Source organism: Brevibacillus formosus (genome assembly GCF_003013405.1).
Classification (GTDB): domain Bacteria; phylum Bacillota; class Bacilli; order Brevibacillales; family Brevibacillaceae; genus Brevibacillus; species Brevibacillus formosus.
In genome coordinates this window covers 494868-516530 of record NZ_PXZL01000013.1, presented here as the reverse complement: position 1 = coordinate 516530, position 21663 = coordinate 494868, and the positions used below count along the sequence as shown (strand labels likewise).

The following is a 21663-nucleotide window of genomic DNA, read 5'->3' as shown; positions in this document are numbered from 1 at the left end:
TGGATGCGGGCACTCCTTTCTCGTAAAAATGCCCTCGCTTACGCAAGGGCATTTTTTTCTTATTGTGCTTTTTCCGTTATTTTCTGGCGCAGGTTATCTACGAGCTCGGACATTTTAACTCCGCCCAAAATATCCTCCATGGCATGCTGCGCACGGGTCAAGATCAACTCCAGCACAAACTGTATATTCGCTCCCACTGGACAATCGGGATTCGGTTGCTCATGGATGTGAAAAAGTTGCCCTTCTTCCACGACATCGACTGCACGGTAAATCTCTAGAAGCGTGATTTGATCCAGTTCCTTGGCGAGAGAAGCTCCGCCGGCTCCGGCACGTACGTTTACGAGCCCAGCCTTCTTCAACAGCCCCAGCACACGTCGGATCACGACCGGATTCGTATTCACACTACCTGCGATCCATTCGGAAGTGCAATGCGAATTAGAATCAATGGAAAGCAGTGATAAAATGTGAACCGCAATGGAGAAACGGCTGCTGATTTTCATACGTTGTCACCCTTTCGTTGTAATGATTATAGTTACACCACAGACGAGAAGTCAAGTTAACCATACCGTCACATTTCATCCCGTCGAACTTTTATTCATTCTACTATAATGACTGTGTCAAGTGTTCCCGTAATCTGGAAGGAGTGTTGACAAAATTGATACTTCCACAAATTGAAGTTACACCTGCTACAGCCTTAATAGATGTTCCTGTCCATATCTCGCTAAGCGGTTTTATCCCCAATCAATTAATCACTCTTCATGCCACTCTAAAAAATGGGTTGCCTGGAGGAGATTTGACAGCATCATCACATGCTATATTCCAAGCAGACGAAAATGGCTCTGTTGATTTAGTTTCCCAAGCTCCCTTATTTGGTACCTATGAGGGAATTGATCCGATGGGGCTTTTCTGGTCGATGAATGTCCAGACCATGCGTTTTTATCATGCCTATTCCCTGGACGATTTTCAGTTCACCCCTCGCTCCACTGAAATCGAACTGACGGCAGAAGTCTACGATAAACCCGTAGCGAAAGCCGTTGTGAAACGTATTTTTGTCTCTCGCGACGTGTCGATACAAAAAGTGACAGACCATGGGTTAGTCGGTCTGTATTTTTCAAAACCTCACACTGAGCAAAGACCCGCCATTGTCGTACTTGGTGGAAGCGAAGGTGGAATTGGTTCCTGCTCACAATTCGCAGCTTTGTTCGCCTCTCACGGCTACCCGGCGCTAGCACTTGCTTACTTCCAATGCAATGATCTTCCTGACGATATCCGCCAGATCCCGATCGAATATGTTCAACGCGCCATTCATTGGCTGCAGCAGCAGCCCTCCGTTCACCCCGAGAAGATCTCGTTATTCGGACGCTCCAAAGGAGCAGAATTGGCATTAGTCACAGCATCGATCGATCAACACGTACATGCTGTTATTGCTTCGAGTCCCAGCTCTACCGTTACGATTGGTACAGATAAGGCATTCGCTGGATCAGATACGTTCTCCCCGCAATCCTCTTGGTCGTTTCAAGGAGAACCTCTTCCATTCGTGCCATGGACAGAGGAGCAGACAAAAGTCTCGCAGGAGCGGCTCGAAGCAGGTCAACGTATCGATCACATCCATACTGAAGCATGGGCTGCTTGTGAGTGGTTAGAGGATGCCGAAATTCCGGTAGAAAAAATCAATGGTCCGATCCTCTTCCTCTCCTCGGATGACGATCACTGGTGGCCAGCAGCACAGCATTGTGAACAAATGGTCAAGCGGTTAGAGGACCATCAGTTTGCTCATTCGGTGGTGCATTTGCGTTACGCGGATACAGGACATGGGATCCGCTTTCCTTACATACCGACGACCCGCACGCAGCTCAATGGTGGTACGCCCAAAAACAACGCCTACGCATCCGAGCACTCTTGGCATGAGGTTCTTCAGTTTTTGGAACGGACTTTTCCAGAGTAAAAAACAGGGAAAGCCTACTCGCATGACGAAGTAGGCTTTACGATCTATCATTTTAGAAAGGATGTATAGCCCTATGGACTGCTTATTTTGCAAAATTGTAAACGGAGACATTCCGTCTAAAAAAGTGTATGAGGACGAGCATGTATTGGCTTTTCACGACATTAATCCTGTTGCCCCTGTTCACGTCCTGATGATTCCGAAAAAGCATATTCAATCCGTTCTGGCTATCGAGCCTGAGGACAAGGAGCTGATCGGTCACCTCCATCTGTCTCTGCAAAAAGTAGCAGAAACAATGGGCGTGAAAGAGGATGGCTTCCGTATTGTAACCAACATTGGCAAGCACGGACAACAAACCGTCTTCCATTTGCACTACCACCTCATTGGTGGCAGACAATTGGAGTGGCAGTTCTAATCAATAGCAGCTACTACTCCTTATGAGAGGCAATGTGGCGGGCGATACCTTCACCATGAAACCTTCCATTTTCGATAAAAATGGCGTTCGCGTGGTGGCCCGCCGCAATGACTCCCGCTATATAGAGACCTGGAATGTTCGTCTCCATCGTCTCGGGATGATGCACTGGTATTCCCGTTTCCTCGTCAATCATAACCCCTAACGAATGAAGGAAGGTACGATCCGGACGGTATCCAATCAGAGAAAACACATGGTCATTGGCAAGCGTAATGACTTCCTCCCCTGTTCTCACCTTAATGGAACGCTCCTCAATGCTCTCGACTGTTGCACCGAACAGCATGTGGATGCGTCCTTTTTTGATCAGACTCTCAAAAACAGGTCTTGTCCATGCCTTGACCTTGTCAGATAGCTCCGTTCGGCGGCAAATCACCGTTACTTCTGCTCCCGCCCGCTCCAGCTCCATCGCCGCGTCAACGGCAGAGTTGTTTCCCCCTACTACCGCTACTGCAAGCCCTGTATACGGATGTGCTTCCTTGTAGAAGGACGAAACCTTTGGCAACTCCTCGCCTGGTACACCCAGTCGATTCGGATTGTCAAAGTAACCTGTGGCGATCACCAAGTTTTTCGCTTCGTACGTATGTGTTTTGGCGAATCGGTCTGTGGTCGTGACTTGAAAGCCAGCTGGTGTCTTCTTCGCTCCTGTCACCGTTTCATATACATTCACGCGCAATTTTTCTCGCGCTGCTACCAGCCGATAGTAATTGAGCGCCTCCTGTCTGGTTGGCTTGTCATTCGCCGTAGCAAAAGGAACGCCCCCAATTTCCAGTAAATCAGGTGTACTATGAAAAATCATATAGGTCGGGTAGCGATAAATCGAATGGACCAGCGACCCTTTTTCAATAATGATGGGATCAAGTCCAGCTCGCTTGCAGGCAATTGCCGCTGCCAGTCCACAAGGACCACCGCCTACAATCAGTACGTCTTCCATTTCTCTCCGCCTCGCTTCATTCTCTCTATTCTTCTTCCTCCATCATATCATATCGCGTTTACAACAAAAGAGTTCCCCGGCACTCCTGCAAGGTTTCTACCAAAATCTGACCAATGAAAGAATGGTTCTCTCTCCTTATACTGGATGTATGATGAAAAAACAAAACATACATATCTGGTTAGTCTCCTTTGCTTTTCTGGTGTACGGACTCTCTTTTGCCATAGGAGTCCCTGCATCCACAGCATCGACGAAAAATTTAAAAGATATCGCAAACAGCTATGCGAAAGAGCAAATCCGTTCGCTTCAGGCGGCAGGTGTCATCGCTGGGGATGAAAACGGGTATTTTCACCCGACTCGCCCTGTGACGCGTGCTGAGTTTGTCGCGATGCTCACACGAACGCTCGGTATGAAACCCGTGGTCAGCAACGTAGCAGCCTACTCGGATGTCCCGAAAAACTCTTGGGCATACGGGTACGTACAAGCTGCTGCTGGTCTTAACATCGCGAATGGCATCGGTCCTACTACTTTTGCTCCGAAGCGGACGATCTCACGCGAAGAGGCCGCTGCGTTTCTCGTACGTGCACTGGAACAGAGCATTTCGCCTTCTTACCAGCTGCCCGTGAAGGATGCCAATGCGATTTCCAGCTGGGCACGCGCCTCAGTCAGCCACGCCATGCAGAAAAAATGGTTGGTTGGCTATAATGGCTACTTCCGCCCGACCCATGCACTATCGAGAGAAGAAACCGCTGTTATTTTGTATCGAATTCAGGAGAAACTGAAGAAGCAAAACGTTACAGCAAAGCCACTTGTCTCTCTCGGATGGCAATACCAATCCACGACAGAGGAGTTCATTGCACAAGTCAAGAAAAGCGGAGTCAACACGCTGTCGCCGCGTTGGTACTTCCTGCAAAAAGACGGTACGATTAGCGACTTTTCGGATGCTTCACTCGTCCATTGGGCACGGGCAAATGGCAAGCAGGTGTGGCCGCTATTCGGAAATAAATTTGATCCCGATGCCACTCGCGCCATGCTGTCCGATCCCAATAAACGAAAAGCAGCCGTCCAAAAGCTTTCTTCATTCATTGATAAGTACCAGCTAGATGGGATTAACATCGATTTTGAAGGCTTCTCTCCTGCGGATCGCAACAACTTCACCTTGTTTATCCAGGAGCTCGCGACAGCTCTTCACACAAAAGGCGCTGTCCTATCTGTAGATATTCCGCCTGATGGTGATTCAGACTGGAGCGACCCTTTCGATTTTGCTAAATTAGCAAAGCATGCGGATTATTTGGTAGTAATGGCCTATGAAGAGCATTGGGTAGGTGGGTCAAAAGCAGGCTCCGTGGCATCCCTGCCTTGGTTTACGAAAGTCATTACCGACCTGCTTGACGAGGTTCCAACCCAAAAGCTGATCGTCGGTATGCCTCTTTACACACGCGACTGGTATCAATCGAATGGGACATTGAAGTCGACAGATATCAGCATCCCTCAGTCTTACCAGTTGCTCTCGCAATACAGAGCAAAAACAGTGTGGGACGATAAAGTTGGACAATACCGTTCGACGTATCAAAAGCAAGGCATCACGCACACGATTTGGCTGGAAGAAAGCCGTTCGATTGGGCTCAAGGCTCAGGCTAGTCTGCAATGGCAAATTGGTGGACTCGCGTACTGGTACGTTGGCTCTGAATCAACGGATATGTGGACAGCCATTGCCAATTCGATAACCCTTACACATGCACGTGAAAAACTGTAAGAATCATGAAAAGAAGCGCCCTCGTCCGGCTACAGCCGTGGCAGAGGCGCTTCTTTTTGTTGTGCTAGGCAAATCTCAGTAAGTCCCGGATGAGCCCGCGCCTCCAGGATGTTTGGGCGCCTCGACGACTTCGTCCTTCGACGCTTTTCGAGTTTCAAACAAATCGGTGCTTCCTGCTGCATGCGTCCCCAGAACTTTCAATTCTTTATTTTCCACTTCCTGATTGTTTTGTTCAGTCAATTGTAATCCCCTCCAGGATGCATGTTACCAGTAGTTTGTCTCGTTTATGCGATTATTAGCCGCTTATGGGACGATACGTTCTGCCCAACAATCTCCTATTGTTGCAACATGAAAAGTACCGTATATTGAAATGCTACCCCCTAATAATCAATTCTGCATTTACTGCCCAAGACAATATCTGATTTTCATTTTATATACTTCGATGAATGAAGGAGGAATCAGCTGTGAAGATGGAAATTTCAGATAACCGCACCATTTCAATCTTTGTGCCGGAGAGTGAACTGACTGAGCGCGGCTATGATCAAAATAATCACGAGGCCACTCTTTCAATCATTAACCATTTGATTGACGAAGCGCTTTTGTTTGCAGAATCTACACAAGCTTTTCCGGCAATGGACATGCCTTCACGTACGGAGGTAGCTTTCGTCCCCTCTCAAGGGATGTATATCACCATTACCTTGCTGGAAAACCAAGAAGAAAAAACAGAAGGAAGCAAAATAGTGTTTCCTGAGTCAGCATATTCGCTCTTACACTTCAGAGACTTTGAAGATTTGGCTTTCTGTGCTTCGAAAATGCCTGAGCGTATGCGTTCTAGCGGAAAGCTGTATGTATACCGTGATAACTATATACTCAAGCTTCAGGCTTCAGATTTTCTCTTGGCGGAGGATTATCAGAACGCAGTCTCCATCGTTACTGAATATGCGACAAGACAAGCGGATACGACAGCCGAAGTCCTGGATACGTACGGAAAAGTCCTGTTTGAGAAAGATGCTTTTCTTGAAATAGCATGCTTGTTTCCTTGTTAAATGAACAGCAACTGCCTTGTCATGAGACAGCCAAACAAGCCAACCCTCACAGTTGGCTTGTCATCTACATACTGTCTTTGTATACGTTTACGCCTTGAAATTAATGAAGTGGAATTCGGTCGGGATCTACCTTGTCTTCCGGGTTAACGAAAAATGCATTTGTCTCCTCAAAAAAACGTTCCTGATTCGTCGGAGCCACGTACCCCAACTCAACTCCCGTCGCCTTTGCAAGGAACGGGTCCAACGTACACAAGTCTGATTTTCCGATGTCTGTAAGGGCAGTTTTCCCGAGAGTAACTGCTACTTGTTCCATTTCCTTGACACAACTGCTAAGGTATCGGATCAAGTTCAATGATCCTTGGTCAATATCGAGTTGGTCTGTCATTTTCCCTGTATACACTACTAAACTTGTCGGAGGCTCAAACGGAACTGCTTTTACCATTTGCTCACTTACCAGCGCCATAATCGCTGCTGTGCCAATATAAACTGCATCTGCTCCCAAAGCAATCGCTTTTAGCATTTGTCCGGGGGTCACCAACCCTCCGGTCGCAAGCAAGCTGATATCATCGACTATTCTTTTTCGCGCAAGGAATTCTGTTGCTCTTGAGACTGCAAATAATGTAGGAAGTCCAACATCGTCCTGCAAGGTAGGTGCCCCTCCGTGAGTTCCCCCTTCTGCGCCATCGACTGTCACGAAATCCACTTCTGCTTCTATTGCCATCTGCAATTCTTTTTCAATGTGATGCGTTGCTGCTATTTTTAATCCTACAGGTACCCCTGTTTCGCTTTTCAGCCGTCTGACCAATTTTATAAAATCGTCTTTCGAATTCACGTCGGGGAGCCGAGAATGAATCCAGGCGTCTTCCCCTGGTTTCAAACCAAAAACCTCTCGATAATCCTCACCAATATTTTTTGCTGCGGTTCGTTGGGAGGTGGAGCCTTGGGCACCTTGACCCAGTTGGATTTCAATCGCATCCAGGCGTTTGTATTTATCCGGCGAATTCATCCAGCCCCCACGGTTATATTGCCCAATAAGGAGCGAAGCAGCATCGCGTTCTTCCTCCAGCAGCCCCGCTTCCCCTGTGTTTGTTGCTGTCCCGATGGCTGTCGCTGCTTTTGCCAAAGCTATTTTTGCATTTTTGCTTAAGGCACCGCCAAACGACATGGCTGCAATCATGATTGGAACAGTGATTGTTAAGGGCTTTCTGGCACGAGGACCTATCGTGACTGACGTGCTTATCCCTACCTCCTCTGGAGTAGGAAAGCGGAAAAGGTGGACAGGATTAAAAAGCATTTTCTCCCAAGGAGAAAAATGAAGCGGACTGCCAAGTGGTCGTGATATTGGAGTTCCTTGATTGGCACGCATAGCGATTTCCATTAAATTCGTGATTCCCACTTTATTTGTAGCTGGCACCATTTCAAATAAATTTTCCGTGTACTGATCCTTTATCACCCTTGTAATCGCTTTATCTACAGTTTCATTCAAAGCAGAGCGTATCAAATTTTCAATGAGTCTCAACACGGCGGGCACTCTCCCCAGGTTCGTTACTCATGATCGCAGTTTGTAGCCCTTCAATTTTTTGAGCCATGGACAAACACATTTGCTTCATGGTGCCCAGCTGTCTGGATGCATTTTGTTCTTCTACCGCAATGTCTATTAACTCCCTTTGGTCGAAATTAGTGAGTCTGTTATAGTGGTCTCGCTCGATGGTTGACAGTGTTCCTGCCATGGTTTCGATACGTAAAAGCTCAGAATGAATATAAGACAATGTGTGCTTCAGGTCTTCAAGGTTATTCAAATCCGTGCACCCCATTTTTTCTTTTTACTGTCTTCCGATCTGGGAAGTTCTATTCATCCTTGGGTTTCTGCATGGAAGTGCCCTCCTTTCTTCATACTGAAAGGGAACAAAGGAGGAAAGGTTCTTGTCGGATATTTTGATGAGCCCTGAATTAAAAAGAAAAACAGAAGAAGCTATCCAAGGTCTCACATTCACGAAAAATTTCCGTTCTGCAACAGCCGAGGAATGGTATCTGTTTTTGCCGGGATACCGAGATCCGCAGACGGAAGGGGCTTGTGGGAAAGTATTCATTCATTACGACTTGATTGGAAATCGGGATGTGTTCATCAACACCACCGTGATTTTCGATGACCCAAAACTGCATGACCCTACTCTGCATCCGCTAGTCTACGCCGTGGTAGATGAGACCGTCAATCGTTTGGTGGGCTATGCAAATACGTTGCTTTCGGTACATGCAGGCTTCAATTCGTACTCAGCTGAATACGTGAGCTAGCACCACTTTGCAAAATGTCCGTTGGATTATCTTGTAACTTCAGGAGGGAACACGATGAAAAACAACGATGAAGATTTGCTTCAGGCAGCCGGGGAGGTCGCCGACAAAATGTACGACCCGTCCTTTTACAAAAGTGAATCGCTGACAGAGCAAGGGCTCGCCATCACACACGAACAAGTCAGCGACAATTACATGGAAGGTACAAACGACGGAAAAATCGATGAAAATGCTGGACAAAAAAATATCGAGATACCACGCACTGGCTACGAAAACATGTTTTAAAGTCCAGTTGACCATCTCAAGCTAAATTTCTTCTCCACTTTTTTCCTGAATATCCATTGATTCTATACAAACACTATCAAAGGTTGACAGTAACCCAATTAAGATTACAGGAGGCTATTATGCAACGATTTGCTGCTCATGAGTTTTTGGAAACACAAGAAGCACTCCGCTCCAAGCACGCCGCGATTGAAATGCACGGAGTACTTGCCGAGATGGCACAAGACCCTCAATTAACAAGCATCATTAACAGACATCAGCAATTGATCATGAACGCATACCAACAAGGGATTAGCCTCTTGCAGGGAAAAGGCTTCAACATTGCACCAGCTCCTATTCAATTGCGTGTAGCACAACCTACAGCAGTTGGTCTTAATAACCCGCAGATGGCTGCTCCCAACCCACACCCGACACGCTTGTCAGATATGACAATTGCTACTCTGATGCTGAACTGGCATAAAGCGGGTTCGGCAATTGGCATGCTCTGGGCAGCTGAGTGCGTAGATCCAGGTATCCGCCAATACCATGTAAATGGCGCAAATGCTTGCCAGCAGATGGCTTATGAAACCTGGCAATACATGAATGCCAAAGGCTACTACCAAGCTCCGCAGCTAGCTGATCACACGATGAACACGATGATTAACGCCTACCAGCCTCAACAACAAGTGCTCCTGTAAGCCAAAAAACCGTCCTTGTTTGGACGGTTTTCATCTTATGCTAGGGCATGGCATCTTGGAATAAGAAAAACCTTCCCGCTTCCGGAAGGTTTTTATGTTACGATGTGTCAGCTATCTCGAACGGTCTCGGTATTATTAGACCAGCCCCAGCTTTCTATTGCTTGTTCCTCATCACCACTGCCCGTAGTGTCTTGTAGACTTTGGATGACCTGTCCTTCTTCGTCTTGCTTCGAATGGTTGTCCTTCAGGTTTTTTGGCATGTCCATGGCTCTACCCCTCTCTTTTTCGGTTGGCTTGGGCTAGCTACTCTGGAGAATACCCTTCGGATTCGTTCAGCAAGCCCTCATACTGGGTAATCGCTGAAATCAAATCTGGATGGGTATCTCTGTTTGTCACAGCCAGCTTTTTCAGATCGAAATACACTTCTGATAATCGAAAGAGAGGATCGTTACGCTCAGAACCACCACTCGTTGCAGATTGTGTCACTACCCCATTCGTTTGCAAATAGAAGGTCTCTGCCGGGACATTTTCAATATCCTGCTTCACCTCTTTAATCACAGCCTGCAACCGTTCTGGCATCATATCATTGTGTTTCTCGAATTTTTCAATAATCGTAAGGATGTAATCCTTTTTGCTCATCGATCTCGTTCATCCTTTCCTTTAAGCATGTTTTGTTAATGTGCCCTTAAAACAGGAAAGGCATTCAAAAAACTGCCACCTCTCTCGCATCACGCACAAGAAGAAGTGGCAGTTTTCTTTTTCCCTATTCGTTTATCCGACTTGCTGGAGCAACTTTCCCCGCAGTTTTGCGAGCATGTCCTCGGTCATTTTGTCCAGATCGTATTCCGCTTTGAAGCCCCACTCTTGCATGGCAGCCGTAGCATCAATGGAGTTCGGCCAGCTGTCGGCAATCGCCTGACGCACAGGGTCGACCTCATAGGAGAGCGTAAACTCAGGAATATGTTTACGGATCGCAGCTGCTACATCTTCTGGCTCAATGCTCATCGCAGTCACGTTGAACGCGTTGCGGTGAATGAGCTTGGAGGCATCTGCTTCCATTAGGGCAACAATCGCATTCAGGGCATCAGGCATATACATCATATCCATGTACGTACCTTTGCCGATGTAGGACGTATACGCTCCATGCTGGATCGCCTTGTAGTAAATGTCTACTGCATAGTCGGTCGTACCACCACCTGGAGGCGCTACATACGAAATCAGACCTGGGAAGCGTACGCCGCGCGTATCTACCCCAAATTTTTGATAATAGTAATCGCAGAGCAACTCACCGGATACTTTATTTACACCATACATGGTCGTAGGGCGTTGAATCGTGTCCTGCGGCGTGTTGTCCTTCGGTGTAGACGGACCAAATGCACCAATTGAACTCGGAGTAAAGAACTGGCAGTTCAACTCACGTGCTGCTTCCAGAGCGTTTACCAGCCCACCCATGTTCAGGTTCCATGCCAAGAGCGGCTTGGCTTCTGCTGTGGCAGACAACAGGGCAGCCAAATGCATGATCGTATCCACGCCATGTTTCTTCGCCAGCTCAAACATCCGGTTCCCGTCTGTGACATCAAGAACTTCGAATGGACCCGATTGCACCACGGGATCTTCTTCGTTTTTCCGGATATCTGTAGCGATGACTTGATCCGCTCCGTAAATATCGCGTAATTTCATGATGAGCTCGGAACCAATTTGTCCTAACGCCCCGGTTACCAGAATTTTTTTCATTTCAGGATCCCCATTTCTTTCCCAACTTTTTCGTAGATGCTAAGGGCACGATCCAGCATTTCCTTGCTATGCGCCGCTGTTGGCATATTCCGTACACGGCCGGTTCCTTTTGGTACAGTCGGGAACACGATCGCTTTCGCGTACACGCCCTCTTCATACAGTCGCTTGCTGAATTCTTGGGTCTGCTGTTCGTCTCCGATAATGCAAGGAGTGATAGGCGTTTCGCTCTCTCCGATATTGAAGCCGAGTTCTTTCAAGCCTTTTTTGAGGTAGTGTCCGTTATCCCACAGCTTGTCGTGCAGCTCGGTGCTGTTCATCAAAATATCGATAGCTGCAATGGAAGCAGCCACATCCGCTGGCGTCAGCGCAGTCGAGAACAGGAAAGGTCTGCTGCGTACTTTGAGCCAGTCGATCAGCTCTTGGCGTCCCGCTACATAACCGCCGACTACCCCAATTGCTTTGGAAAGCGTGCCGATTTGGAAGTCGATTTTATCAGACAGGCCAAAATGCTTAACTGTTCCTGCTCCTTTGCCGAGAACACCAGAGCCGTGAGCATCGTCTACATACGTAATCAAGTCATATTCCTCGGCTACCTCTACGATTTCCGGCAGCTTGGCAACATCGCCATCCATCGAAAATACGCCGTCAGTAATGACCATCAGCTTTTTATATTTGCCCGATTCTTTCGCTTCCTTCGCTTTCGCACGCAAGTCATCGATATCGGAGTGGTTCACACGGATAATCTGTGCACGAGACAGGCGGCATCCATCAATAATGGAAGCGTGGTTCAACTCGTCAGAAAGAATCGCATCATCCTTGTCCATGACAGCAGAAATCGCAGCCATGTTGCAGTTAAAGCCAGATTGGTAAGCGATTGCAGCTTCCGTATGCTTGAAGGCAGCGAGCTTTTCTTCCAGCTTCACATGCAAGTCCAAGGTTCCGTTAATTGTGCGCACAGCCCCTGCCCCTACGCCGTATTTGCTTGCTGCTGCAATTGCAGCGTCCACAAGGCGTTGATCAGTAGCCAAGCCCAGATAGTTATTGGAGGAGAGGTTGATCAGTTCTTTTCCTGCAATCGTAATGACAGGACCATTTGCGCTTTGCAATGGATCAATGACGTTGTACAGTCCCTTGCTCTTCAAATCTGCCAGATTTTCATGTAAAAAATGTTCAAGTGTTTTGCTCGCCAACGAGAATCCCTCCATTATTCAGCCATCGATTAGTAAGTTCCATATAAACAATTGTTCACGCTGTATGGACATATCATTTTGATAAAATTCGCATAAAATCAACTTAATCTACAGACAGTTTACCACCATTTACTTAAAACGTCCACATCACAAAGACATATTGTTAACGCTTTCAATCATTTTTCTTTCGATAATGCCATCTCTCCTACTTTCTCCTTTTGTCGCAATTCGTAGACTCCTGAAAATGAAAAAACCACTCTCTTGCTTCCATGAGCAGATCGTGGCCTTTTCCTCATTTTTTTGCCTTTTGTGATTTTAAGATACCAGGCTTGGTGTCTATCGTACGCACAAAACCGTTCGTTTCGAAGCGATGCGTCATCAAGGACTCTACTGGTCTGCCATTTTTAAAATGCTCTTCCACCAACAGCTGTGCATCTTCTGGCGTCACGTTTTCATACCAGATCCCCTCGGGGTACACGATCATCACGCATGCGTCCTCACAGCGTCCGTTGCAACGCGTGCGGGTTGTATGTACATAGTCATCCAAACCTGCGTTGGTAATCGCTTCGCGTATCGCTACCGTAACCTCTTCGCCACCCTTGCGCATACAGCTTCCACCGTTACAAATCAGTACATGATGTCTCGTCTGAGATAAATCCCATGTTGCCACTACTAATCCACTCCGTTCTTGTCCAACATCCAACTACACTCCTCATCATGACGGTTTCTTGTTCAATTTGCAATTCCCAGAACGTTTGGTTTTTGATAGAATATATGTTCGTATACGATTCATAAAAAGATCTTGGTGGTGAAAGCATGTCCGTAACCAAACAGCGCGATGCCTTGCAGCTTTTGCAAACAGTGGGCTCATACCCGTGGTATGTCGAAAAATTTATTGAGCATAAAAAATCCAAAAAGAACTCACCCTCCACCTTGCTTGGATACCTTCGCGATTTCTCTTTTTTCTTTCGCTGGATGATGACAGAAGGATTGAGTACCGCGACGGATATGAAGGACATTCCATTGAGCGATTTGAATGACTTAAAGAAGGAAACGGTAGAAAGCTACATATTATACTTGCAGGAGTCGCATTTATATGAGCGTTCAGCTTTGCTCTCGAACCCTACCAAAAGCGCGAAGAAAGAGTACAGTGACCGCACCATCAGCAGAAAAATATCAAGCCTGAAATCGCTTTTTCATTACTTGTCTGCCCTCGCTGAGGATGAGAATGGGGAATCGTATTTGACGCGAAATGTACTCGCCAAAATCGAGCTGGAGATCACGGAGCTGACTCCCCTCGCACGCGCCCACGCCATTCGGGCAAAAATCCTGATTGACGACGAAATCTATCAGTTCGTCGATTTTGTCTACAACGGATATTTAGCTCATTGTGATACGGAAAAAAAGAAGCAGTATCACATGCAAAACCGCGACCGGGATACTGCCTTGATCGCGATGATTCTCTCCGGTGGCTTCCGTGTGTCAGAGATTGTCAGTCTCGATCTATCCGACATTATAATGGAGAAAAACCAGTTGAAGTTGATTCGTAAAGGAAAGAAAGAGGACGCTCCTTTTTTCAGTGACTGGGGCAAGGAGTACTTAGCCAAATACTTACAGCTGCGTGACAAATACAATCCCGAACCCCAAGAGGATGCTGTTTTTCTCGCTGTTTCCCCTACCAATCCGAATGGGCATCGCATCGAAGTACGGTCTGTCCAAAAGCTGGTCAAAAAGTACGCCAAAGCATTCGGCATCCCTGATTTGTCTGTTCATAAGCTTCGGCACAGCTTTGCTACACAGTTTCTTCGCTTGAACCCTGACCCCCATCAGCTTCAAGCACAGCTGGGGCACTCCAAAATTGAAACAACCATGCAATATGCGCATGTATTAGAAGATGCGCTGGGCAAGGCTGTGAACCGAACGACGTAAAAGTCCCTCAACAAGAACAAGTGACCAATCTGCATACCATTGCGGACTGGTCACTTGTTCACTTGCTTTTTACACTTCCATCTACATCCCCCGCTGACCTTTACAAGCGTTCAGCGGTTTATAGTGTCTTGACAGCGGATCGTGTCAGTTACATGCTCGATCTGTTCCATAGCAAAAATCCCCTGCCATCCAGACAGGGGATTCCATACATTTTTTACTTCACTGCGCGTTTGGCAGTAGGAACAACCGATATCGACTCGTTCTTAGCCAATGCACTCTCTCCTTGATCGATCACTGCCAATTCGTTCATCCGATTCAGCACAACCGCCTGCCGCTCTTTGGCTCGGTCCCAGTTCTTTACCGGTGAGTAACGCTCTGGTCCTTTCGGCAAAGAAGCCAGCATTGCCGCTTCGCCCAGGGTTACCGCTCGATCTCCTGTTTCTGTTGCTTTTTTTCCGAAGTAAAAGGGAACAGCCTCGCCGATCCCGTATTTTCCGTGCCCGAAATAAATGACGTTGAGATACATTTCGAGCAGTTCTTTTTTGCTGTATCGCTGTTCCAATTGCAAAGCGATCGCGACTTCCTTTACTTTTCTGGTCATCGTTTTGTCATTTGTCAGAAATAGGTTCCGCGCCAACTGCATGGTGATTGTACTTCCGCCCTGCACGTATGCACCTTCCTTTATATCCACCCAGATCGCGCGGCTCAATCCAATCGGGTCCACTCCTGGATGCTGCATAAACCGATGATCCTCTATCGCAACGAACGCCTTCCACACATGATCAGGCATTTCGTCCAGCTTTACATAGCTGTTGGATTGCTGAACAGCAGCCAGCTTTTTTTCATCTATCCATATATTCCCTGTCCACGTAAGCACGATCGGCGCCAGGATAGCGGCCATCATGATCACGAGAAAACTGATACGCAGTCGTTTTTTCCAACGAACACCGAATTTCTTCATGCTCTTGGGCATGCTCGCCGCTTCATACAAGTCGGTGTTTCTTCCTAATGGGATTGGAAGGTGGTTCATGCTGCATTCCCCCTTGCCTTGCTTCTACTCATATTGTAGGGGATGCGCGCATTTCGTCCCATCGAATCCACTTACAGCAATCTTACAATTTCGTAAGACAAACTCTTCACTACGAATGCTGATTTTGCTGTGCCTCCTGCTGCCGCAGCTCGATCCGCCTGATTTTACCGGAGGTCGTCTTTGGCAGCTCCTGTACAAATTCGATTCTGCGTGGGTATTTATATGGAGCAGTTAATTGCTTAACATGATTTTGCAATTCGACGATCAACTCTTCGGATGGCTCATTTCCTTTTTTCAAGACGACATAGGCTTTTACCACATGCCCGCGCTCTGGATCAGGACTGGCAACCGCCGCACATTCCGCTACTGCCGCGTGCTTCACCAACGCATCCTCGACCTCAAACGGACCAATTGTATATCCGCCTGAGATGATAATGTCGTCTGAACGTCCTTCGAACCAGATGTAGCCATCTTCGTCCATGCGACCTTGATCACCCGTCACGTACCAGTCGCCGCGAAACGCTCTGGCAGTGCGCTCGGGATCATCCAGATAGCCTTTGAACAGCGCTACCATATGGCGATCAATAGCAATATCGCCTACCTTGCCTACTGGCAGCTCCGCTCCTTCTTCGTCAATAATGGCGATCCTCACAACTGGTGAGGGCTTGCCCATTGAACCTGGCCTTGGCTCCATGCCGACAAAGGTACCCACTAACAAAGTGTTCTCTGTCTGTCCGTATCCATCTCTCACGGTCAATTGGAAGACGCGGCGGAATGTGTCGATTACTTCCCGATTGAGCGGTTCACCAGCGGAGCATGCGGAGCGCAAAGCGGACAGCTTGTATTGTTCTAAATCCGTTACTTTTGCCATGATTCTGTACTCGGTCGGCGTCGCACACAAGACAGAAACCGGATATTTTTGCAGAATCGTCAAATAATTCTCCGCAGAAAACTTTCCTTTATAGACAAATGCGGTCGCTCCCAGCCCCAACGTAGAGACAAATGGGCTCCAGATCCACTTGGCCCAACCAGGTCCAGCGGTTGCCCAAACCACATCACCTTCACGAACGTCCAGCCACTGCGTAGCGGCTACAGCCAAATGCGCAAACGGCCAACCGTGAACGTGCATAACCCCTTTTGGTCCTCCAGTCGTACCTGATGTATAAGACAGGAAGGCCAACTCATCCGACTTCGTGTTTACTACCTCAAATTCTGTGTCCTGCCCCTGGAGCAACCCCTCAAGCGAAATCCAGCCTTCTTTCTCTTCGCCCGTCGTGATGTAGTGTTGCAGCGTAGAACAGTTGCCTCTCGTTAGATCAACCTCACTCATTGCTCCCGCGAAGCTGATCACAGCCTTTACTTTTGCATGATTGATCCGGTACTCGATATCTTTGTAACGCAGCATTTCAGACCCTGGCAAAATCACTGCCCCCAGCTTCAGCAGTGCCAAATAGAGACCATAAGCCAATGTTCCTCTAGAAACCAGGACGAGTACCCGATCCCCATGCTCGATTCCAATGGAACCAAGGCCATTTGCAATCTTATTTGAATATTGGCGCAAATCTTCGTACGTAAGGATATGTTCCTGACCTTGTTCATCTAACTCCCAAACGGCTCGTCTCTCCGGGTGTTTTTTCGCCCATTCGTCCACCTGGGCAGCGAAGTTATAATTTTCTGGAAAGTTCAATTTCATAGGTACATCCCCACCTTTTCTAAGATTGATAAATAATAATTCGACATCACTATAATTCTCACCTTTTTCTTTCGACAAAAATGGGACAAAAAAAGGCCAACCTTTTGCATGGGTTGACCTCCCTTTCTTTCATTCCAATCGCTCTACATTCTCCGTGAACGTCGCAGCCTGCACGGAACGCTGTTTTCTTTTTTCCCTCCACTCTTGAAAGCTGCCGACAATTCCACTCGGAAAGCAGAGAACGACCAAAATATAAAGCAAGCCAAGGAAAATGACCCATCTCTCGAATATCGGGTGAAGCTTCGCCAACTCAGTCAGTCCGTGATGGGCCAGCTCTACGATCCCCGACCCCAAAATAGAGCCAAATAGCGTACCCAGCCCACCGATCATGCTCATCAAGAGTGCATCCAGCGTCGTTTCAATCGAAAACACTTGGGTGTTTACGAATCGCAGCATGACTGCGTACAAGCCTCCACTAATCGCAGCAACCACTCCAGCGACAATACTGACGATTACCTTATAATGAAGAATTTGATAGCCTAACGCTTCCGCACGTTGTTCATTTTGACCGATGGCTTTCAGTACCTTGCCGAGTGGAGAGTGCGTAAACGCCCGCAAGATGACGAACAGCATGACCATTAGGATTAGGCATACATAGTAAAAGGACAAACGATCCCGAAACAGCTCGGGCACCGGGAAGGTGAAGCCATCCCCACCCATCGTCAGCGAGCGCCATTTTTCTGCCAATACGAATAGCAGCTGGGAAATCGCCAAGGTCAGCATCGCATAAAAATGACTTTTCAATCGCAAGGACAGCATCCCGATTACATAGCTGAGAATCCCAGATAGCACGATGGCAACGAGTACGCCAAGCAAGAAATAGCCGATCGACGCGTCAAAGTTTTTCAGGAATAAAGACACGGAGTACGCACCTATTCCGAAAAACATACAGTGTCCGAATGAGACGATCCCCGTATAGCCGAGCAACAAATCAAAGCTCATCGCAAAAATCGCAAAGATAAAGATTTGGGTGAACAAGATGTACATGCTCCTGGAGTCTGAAAGAAACGGCAAGACCGCCAAAGACAAAAACACAAACAGAATAAAACGATGGCTCAACAATCCGGATGTAGTCAACGCATGATCACCCCTTCGCTCCAAACAGGCCGGATGGTTTGATAAGCAGAACTGCCAACATCAGCAGCATATTCACTGCCAGTGAAAGCTCTGGAACGAAGTAAGCCATAAACGAGCCAAGCACCCCTACTAAAAGCGCCGCAATCATAGAGCCTTGAACGCTTCCCATCCCACCGACAATAACGACGATGAATGCCAGAATCGCATATTGCATACCCATTTCCGCAAAAATAACCCCAGAATACGGTGCCAAGAGACTTCCTCCTAGCGCAGCCATACCTGCCCCCAGCAAAAAGACAAAGGTAAACACTTGTTTAATATTGATGCCGAGTGCCTGCACCATTTCCTTATCGATCACGCCCGCTCGGACGATCAAGCCTACTCTGGTTCTTGTCAATAACAGGTGCAACCCGGCGTACACAACTACTCCCACTGCGATGACAAACAAGCGATAAGTGATCAGTATGATGTCACCAAGCTCAATGCTACCTTGCAAATAATCTGGTAAAACTGCCCGAATGGGATTGGGGCTCCAAAACACCTTGAGCAATTCACTGATCACGAGCATCCCGCCCAGTGTCACGAGCAGTTGCTGAATATGATCACCATACACGGGACGGATCAGCACGCGCTCTAACACGAAACCGAGCAGCATCCCAATGACGACAGCACCTGCGATGGCCAGAAGAAAGCTATCCGTCAATCCGAAAAGCCATACACCAGCAAAGGCTCCCCAGGCAAATAATCCACCGTGGGCAAAATTCAACACACTCATTAAGCCAAAGATCAACGTGAGCCCGGAAGCGAGCAAGAAAATGAGTATGCCTGTCGCCAGTCCATTTACAAGCAGATTAATCGCGACATCCATTTCATTCTCCCCCTCCCCGTTATTCGCTCAGGCAATGCCCAAATATTTTTGTCGCGTATCTGCATCATCCTTCAACTCCTGCATCGCGCCACCGCGGACAATTTTCCCTTCATCCATCAAGTAGTACTGCTCGCCGATCATGCTCGCCATCATAAAATTTTGCTCAACTAAAAGCACGGTCGTTTTTTGCTTCATCGATTCGATGTGGAACATGAGCTTTTCAACCATGATGGGCGCCAGTCCCTTGCTCGGCTCGTCAATTAACAAGAGTCCGTTGCTGTTCACATAAGCTCGTGCAATCGCCAGCATTTGCTTTTGACCACCGCTTAAGTGCCCACTTTTCTTTTTCCAGTAGTGACGCAGGTCAGGGAATAGATCCAGCATCCACGCGAGCTTTTCTTTTTGTTCGTCGTCATTTTTTTGCATGGCGAGCCGAAACGTCTCTTCTACCGTAAAATCATGAAAAATCCCTTGATTCTCCGGTACATAGCCAATCCCCTTACGCGCGATGGAGTAGGTCGGCAAATGTCCGATTTCTTCTCCTCGATAGCGAATTTGGCCATGACGGATCGGGGCCAGCCCCATGATGGAACGAAGCGTCGTTGTTTTGCCAGCGCCGTTTCGTCCAAACAGCACGGTAATACTGCCGGCTTGCACGGATAGTGAGACACCCTGCAAGATGTGAAACTGGTCGAGGTATGTTTCAATCTGATCAAGTTGCAGCATCATGCTTATACAACCCTCCCAAGTAGGCAGACTGCACCTGTTCATTTCGCATCATGTCAGTCGGTGTCCCCTCTGCCAATAGCTCTCCATGAAACAGAACAACCATGTGATCGGAGAGTGATTTGACCATGTCCATCTTGTGTTCGATTAGGATGATCGTGCACGAATTGCTGTCCTTTATTGATTCGATCACCCTCAATACAGCTGGGACTTCCTCCAACGAAATCCCCGCAGTCGGTTCGTCGAGCAAAAGAACATCCGGACGCAGTCCAAGGAGCATGGCCAGCTCCAGCTTTCGTTTCTCCCCGTGCGCCAGTAGGCTTGCCAGCACATCCGCTTTTTTCTCCAGCAATACGAGATGCAGCAATCGCTCAACTTCCTCAGCCTGTCGCATCTGATCTGCCTGGGAAATCCATAGACGAAACCGAACTCCCTGTGCGGCTTGCACTGCTAATCGAATATTTTCCCGTACCGTTAGCTTGGGAAATAAGTTCGTCAATTGAAACGATCGGCCAATACCCAATCTCGTTCGTGCTGCTGGGGGCAAGTGTGTAATATCTTGCCCCTTGTATTTGATTTTTCCTTGCGAGGGAGTAAGCTGTCCGCTTAACAAGTTAAACAACGTCGTCTTTCCAGCTCCATTCGGTCCGATGATCGAGGTAAATCGTTGCTTCGGTATGCGTAGCGATACCTTGTTTAAGACTGTTTGCTCCCCGAATGCTACGCTGAGGTCAACCGTTTCCAACAAGTAATTCATCACACACCTCCTCTACTTCTGGTTCCTGACAGGTGGTGCTGTCTCTTCCATCGTCATCTCTCGAACGAGCACAGGTACCGGATGATCGACTCCGTCTTTTTTCTCGAGCTTGATCGCGTATAATGTTTGCAGTGCCTGATGGTCCTCCACCCGGAACTGCATCTGGCCCTTCGGCGTATCAAAGGTCATCCCTTCCATCGCAGCAATCAGCTTCTCCGAATCTGTATCGGCGTTCGTCTTTTTCAATGCTTCCACAATCGCTACGGCTGCCGTCATCCCGCCTGCCGTAAATAAATCTGGAATCTCGCCTTGAAAACGCTTCTTGTGCTCATCGATGAGCCAGTCGTTCATTTTCGTTTTCGGGAGCGAATGGTAATACACCGAGAAGCCTTCCATCCCGATCATTGCCTCCATTGTTTTCAAAGCGGCGATATCAGGTGCTCCCGTAGATACCTTGATGCCTTTTTGCTGAACCTGCATGTCTTGCAGCTGTTTCCACGGGGAGTTCGAGCCTGCCCACGTGATGAACACATAGTCGGGTTTGGCGCTAATGATTTTTTGGATGTTGGCTGTAAAATCAGTCGTGTTCGTATCCACGTATTGCTCTTCGATGATGACTGCCCCTAATTTTTCAGCAGCGGTCTTAAAGGCTTCGATCCCTTCTCGACCGTAGGCGCTGTCTTGAGCCATCGTCGCAATCTTTGTTCCTTTGGAAGCGATTGCCGCAGCGCCTGCTACTGCGTCCTGTGAAGAATTTCGACCTGTGCGAAAAATGTATTTGTTCCAGTTTTTCCCGGTGATACTATCTGCTACAGCCGGCTCTACGACCATGATTTTTTTGTACTCCTCTGCCAGAGGAAGGACAGCTAGTGTATCGCCTGAACTGGAAGAGCCTACAAGAAAATCTACCTTGTCAGTTTCTAGGAGCTTCGTCGCTTTTTGGACGGCGACATCAGGCTTCGTCTCCGTATCCTCCACGACAAACTCGATCTTTTTGCCAGCGATCTCTCGCTTGCCTTCCGTTGCATAATCGAGTCCGAGCTCAAAACCTCTTGCCGTCTGCTTGCCGTAGCTCTCCAATGGTCCCGTGAGTGATGCGAGTACGCCCACCTTGATCGTATTGCCGCCGCCAGATGAAGCGCTTTCATTTTGGCTGCAGCCAACAGCAAGCACGACAGACATCGCTAGCGGGAGCAACATTTTCCAT

At 47.8% G+C, this 21663-nt stretch carries 25 protein-coding genes; 8 read left to right on the top strand and 17 right to left on the bottom strand.

All coding sequences use genetic code 11. The annotated features are described in order from the left end of the window. Positions 1-59: 59 nt before the first annotated feature. Positions 60-500 (bottom strand): Rrf2 family transcriptional regulator, encoded by a 441-nt coding sequence (locus C7R91_RS15165; RefSeq protein WP_047069118.1) that lies wholly within the window; start codon positions 498-500, stop codon positions 60-62. Between the two features lie 155 nt (positions 501-655). On the opposite strand from C7R91_RS15165, the gene C7R91_RS15160 reads away from it, so the two are divergent. Next, entirely contained in the window at positions 656-1945 is a 1290-nt protein-coding gene (locus C7R91_RS15160; protein ID WP_047069117.1) for an acyl-CoA thioesterase/bile acid-CoA:amino acid N-acyltransferase family protein, read from the top strand. 73 nt (positions 1946-2018) lie between these two features. Then, positions 2019-2357 carry a histidine triad nucleotide-binding protein gene (locus tag C7R91_RS15155; RefSeq protein WP_047069116.1) on the top strand — a complete coding sequence of 113 codons (339 nt, stop codon included), beginning with the start codon at positions 2019-2021 and terminating at the stop codon, positions 2355-2357. A gap of 13 nt (positions 2358-2370) precedes the next feature. Here the strand turns inward: C7R91_RS15155 and C7R91_RS15150 are convergent, their stop codons facing one another. Continuing rightward, positions 2371-3345, bottom strand: a complete 975-nt coding sequence (locus C7R91_RS15150; RefSeq protein WP_047069115.1) for a YpdA family putative bacillithiol disulfide reductase — start codon at positions 3343-3345, stop codon at positions 2371-2373. A 148-nt stretch (positions 3346-3493) separates the two neighbouring features. On the opposite strand from C7R91_RS15150, the gene C7R91_RS15145 reads away from it, so the two are divergent. Then, complete coding sequence (locus tag C7R91_RS15145) at positions 3494-5098, top strand: glycosyl hydrolase family 18 protein (protein WP_236697831.1); 1605 nt, start codon at positions 3494-3496, stop codon at positions 5096-5098. Between the two features lie 75 nt (positions 5099-5173). On the opposite strand, the gene C7R91_RS29380 is transcribed toward C7R91_RS15145, so the two are convergent. Next, entirely contained in the window at positions 5174-5338 is a 165-nt protein-coding gene (locus C7R91_RS29380; RefSeq protein ID WP_012686282.1) for a hypothetical protein, read from the bottom strand. Positions 5339-5568: 230 nt separating this feature from the next. On the opposite strand from C7R91_RS29380, the gene C7R91_RS15140 reads away from it, so the two are divergent. Beyond that, positions 5569-6144: an adaptor protein MecA gene (locus C7R91_RS15140; RefSeq protein WP_236697848.1), complete on the top strand. Its 576-nt coding sequence runs from the start codon at positions 5569-5571 to the stop codon at positions 6142-6144. A gap of 100 nt (positions 6145-6244) precedes the next feature. Here C7R91_RS15140 and C7R91_RS15135 read toward each other — a convergent pair whose 3' ends face one another. Both C7R91_RS15135 and C7R91_RS15130 read right to left on the bottom strand, forming a co-directional pair. Further along, positions 6245-7666: an FMN-binding glutamate synthase family protein gene (locus tag C7R91_RS15135; protein WP_047069112.1), complete on the bottom strand. Its 1422-nt coding sequence runs from the start codon at positions 7664-7666 to the stop codon at positions 6245-6247. Then, positions 7650-7943 (bottom strand): hypothetical protein, encoded by a 294-nt coding sequence (locus tag C7R91_RS15130; RefSeq protein WP_083995038.1) that lies wholly within the window; start codon positions 7941-7943, stop codon positions 7650-7652. Before C7R91_RS15130 ends, C7R91_RS15135 begins: the two co-directional genes overlap by 17 nt. 124 nt (positions 7944-8067) lie before the next feature. On the opposite strand from C7R91_RS15130, the gene C7R91_RS15125 reads away from it, so the two are divergent. From C7R91_RS15125 to C7R91_RS15115, 3 genes are all read left to right on the top strand, one after another. Continuing rightward, positions 8068-8436, top strand: coding sequence for a hypothetical protein (locus tag C7R91_RS15125; RefSeq protein ID WP_047069110.1), 369 nt, complete (start codon positions 8068-8070; stop codon positions 8434-8436). Between the two features lie 54 nt (positions 8437-8490). Further along, the gene (locus C7R91_RS15120; protein ID WP_047069109.1) at positions 8491-8718 is read left to right on the top strand and encodes a YozQ family protein; all 228 of its coding nucleotides are present in this window, start codon (positions 8491-8493) and stop codon (positions 8716-8718) included. 119 nt (positions 8719-8837) lie between these two features. Further along, positions 8838-9392, top strand: coding sequence for a spore coat protein (locus C7R91_RS15115; RefSeq protein ID WP_047069108.1), 555 nt, complete (start codon positions 8838-8840; stop codon positions 9390-9392). Between the two features lie 107 nt (positions 9393-9499). On the opposite strand, the gene C7R91_RS29375 is transcribed toward C7R91_RS15115, so the two are convergent. From C7R91_RS29375 to C7R91_RS15095, 5 genes are all read right to left on the bottom strand, one after another. Next, positions 9500-9658, bottom strand: coding sequence for a hypothetical protein (locus C7R91_RS29375; protein WP_162837746.1), 159 nt, complete (start codon positions 9656-9658; stop codon positions 9500-9502). Positions 9659-9695: 37 nt separating this feature from the next. Then, positions 9696-10031: a hypothetical protein gene (locus C7R91_RS15110; RefSeq protein WP_047069107.1), complete on the bottom strand. Its 336-nt coding sequence runs from the start codon at positions 10029-10031 to the stop codon at positions 9696-9698. A gap of 132 nt (positions 10032-10163) precedes the next feature. Then, positions 10164-11126 carry an L-threonine 3-dehydrogenase gene (locus tag C7R91_RS15105; RefSeq protein WP_047069105.1) on the bottom strand — a complete coding sequence of 321 codons (963 nt, stop codon included), beginning with the start codon at positions 11124-11126 and terminating at the stop codon, positions 10164-10166. Beyond that, positions 11123-12316 (bottom strand): glycine C-acetyltransferase, encoded by a 1194-nt coding sequence (locus C7R91_RS15100; protein WP_047069103.1) that lies wholly within the window; start codon positions 12314-12316, stop codon positions 11123-11125. The genes C7R91_RS15105 and C7R91_RS15100 overlap by 4 nt, the downstream gene beginning before the upstream one ends. Positions 12317-12608: 292 nt before the next feature. Then, the gene (locus C7R91_RS15095) at positions 12609-12986 is read right to left on the bottom strand and encodes a (2Fe-2S) ferredoxin domain-containing protein (RefSeq protein WP_047069493.1); all 378 of its coding nucleotides are present in this window, start codon (positions 12984-12986) and stop codon (positions 12609-12611) included. Positions 12987-13132: 146 nt separating this feature from the next. On the opposite strand from C7R91_RS15095, the gene xerS reads away from it, so the two are divergent. Next, positions 13133-14245, top strand: a complete 1113-nt coding sequence (xerS, locus tag C7R91_RS15090; protein ID WP_047069102.1) for a tyrosine recombinase XerS — start codon at positions 13133-13135, stop codon at positions 14243-14245. A 214-nt stretch (positions 14246-14459) separates the two neighbouring features. Here xerS and C7R91_RS15085 read toward each other — a convergent pair whose 3' ends face one another. From C7R91_RS15085 to C7R91_RS15055, 7 genes are all read right to left on the bottom strand, one after another. Beyond that, a complete protein-coding gene (locus C7R91_RS15085) occupies positions 14460-15275 on the bottom strand; it encodes a transglycosylase domain-containing protein (protein ID WP_047069101.1) in 816 nt (271 codons plus the stop codon). 109 nt (positions 15276-15384) lie between these two features. Then, complete coding sequence (locus C7R91_RS15080; protein WP_047069100.1) at positions 15385-16968, bottom strand: acetate--CoA ligase; 1584 nt, start codon at positions 16966-16968, stop codon at positions 15385-15387. Positions 16969-17097: 129 nt separating this feature from the next. After that, a complete protein-coding gene (locus C7R91_RS15075; RefSeq protein WP_083995037.1) occupies positions 17098-18105 on the bottom strand; it encodes a branched-chain amino acid ABC transporter permease in 1008 nt (335 codons plus the stop codon). Between the two features lie 7 nt (positions 18106-18112). Next, positions 18113-18973, bottom strand: coding sequence for a branched-chain amino acid ABC transporter permease (locus C7R91_RS15070; RefSeq protein WP_047069099.1), 861 nt, complete (start codon positions 18971-18973; stop codon positions 18113-18115). Between the two features lie 27 nt (positions 18974-19000). Continuing rightward, positions 19001-19702 (bottom strand): ABC transporter ATP-binding protein, encoded by a 702-nt coding sequence (locus tag C7R91_RS15065; RefSeq protein WP_047069098.1) that lies wholly within the window; start codon positions 19700-19702, stop codon positions 19001-19003. Beyond that, complete coding sequence (locus C7R91_RS15060) at positions 19686-20456, bottom strand: ABC transporter ATP-binding protein (protein ID WP_047069097.1); 771 nt, start codon at positions 20454-20456, stop codon at positions 19686-19688. Before C7R91_RS15060 ends, C7R91_RS15065 begins: the two co-directional genes overlap by 17 nt. Before the next feature lie 12 nt (positions 20457-20468). After that, positions 20469-21638, bottom strand: a complete 1170-nt coding sequence (locus tag C7R91_RS15055; RefSeq protein ID WP_371863597.1) for a substrate-binding domain-containing protein — start codon at positions 21636-21638, stop codon at positions 20469-20471. Positions 21639-21663: the final 25 nt, after the last annotated feature.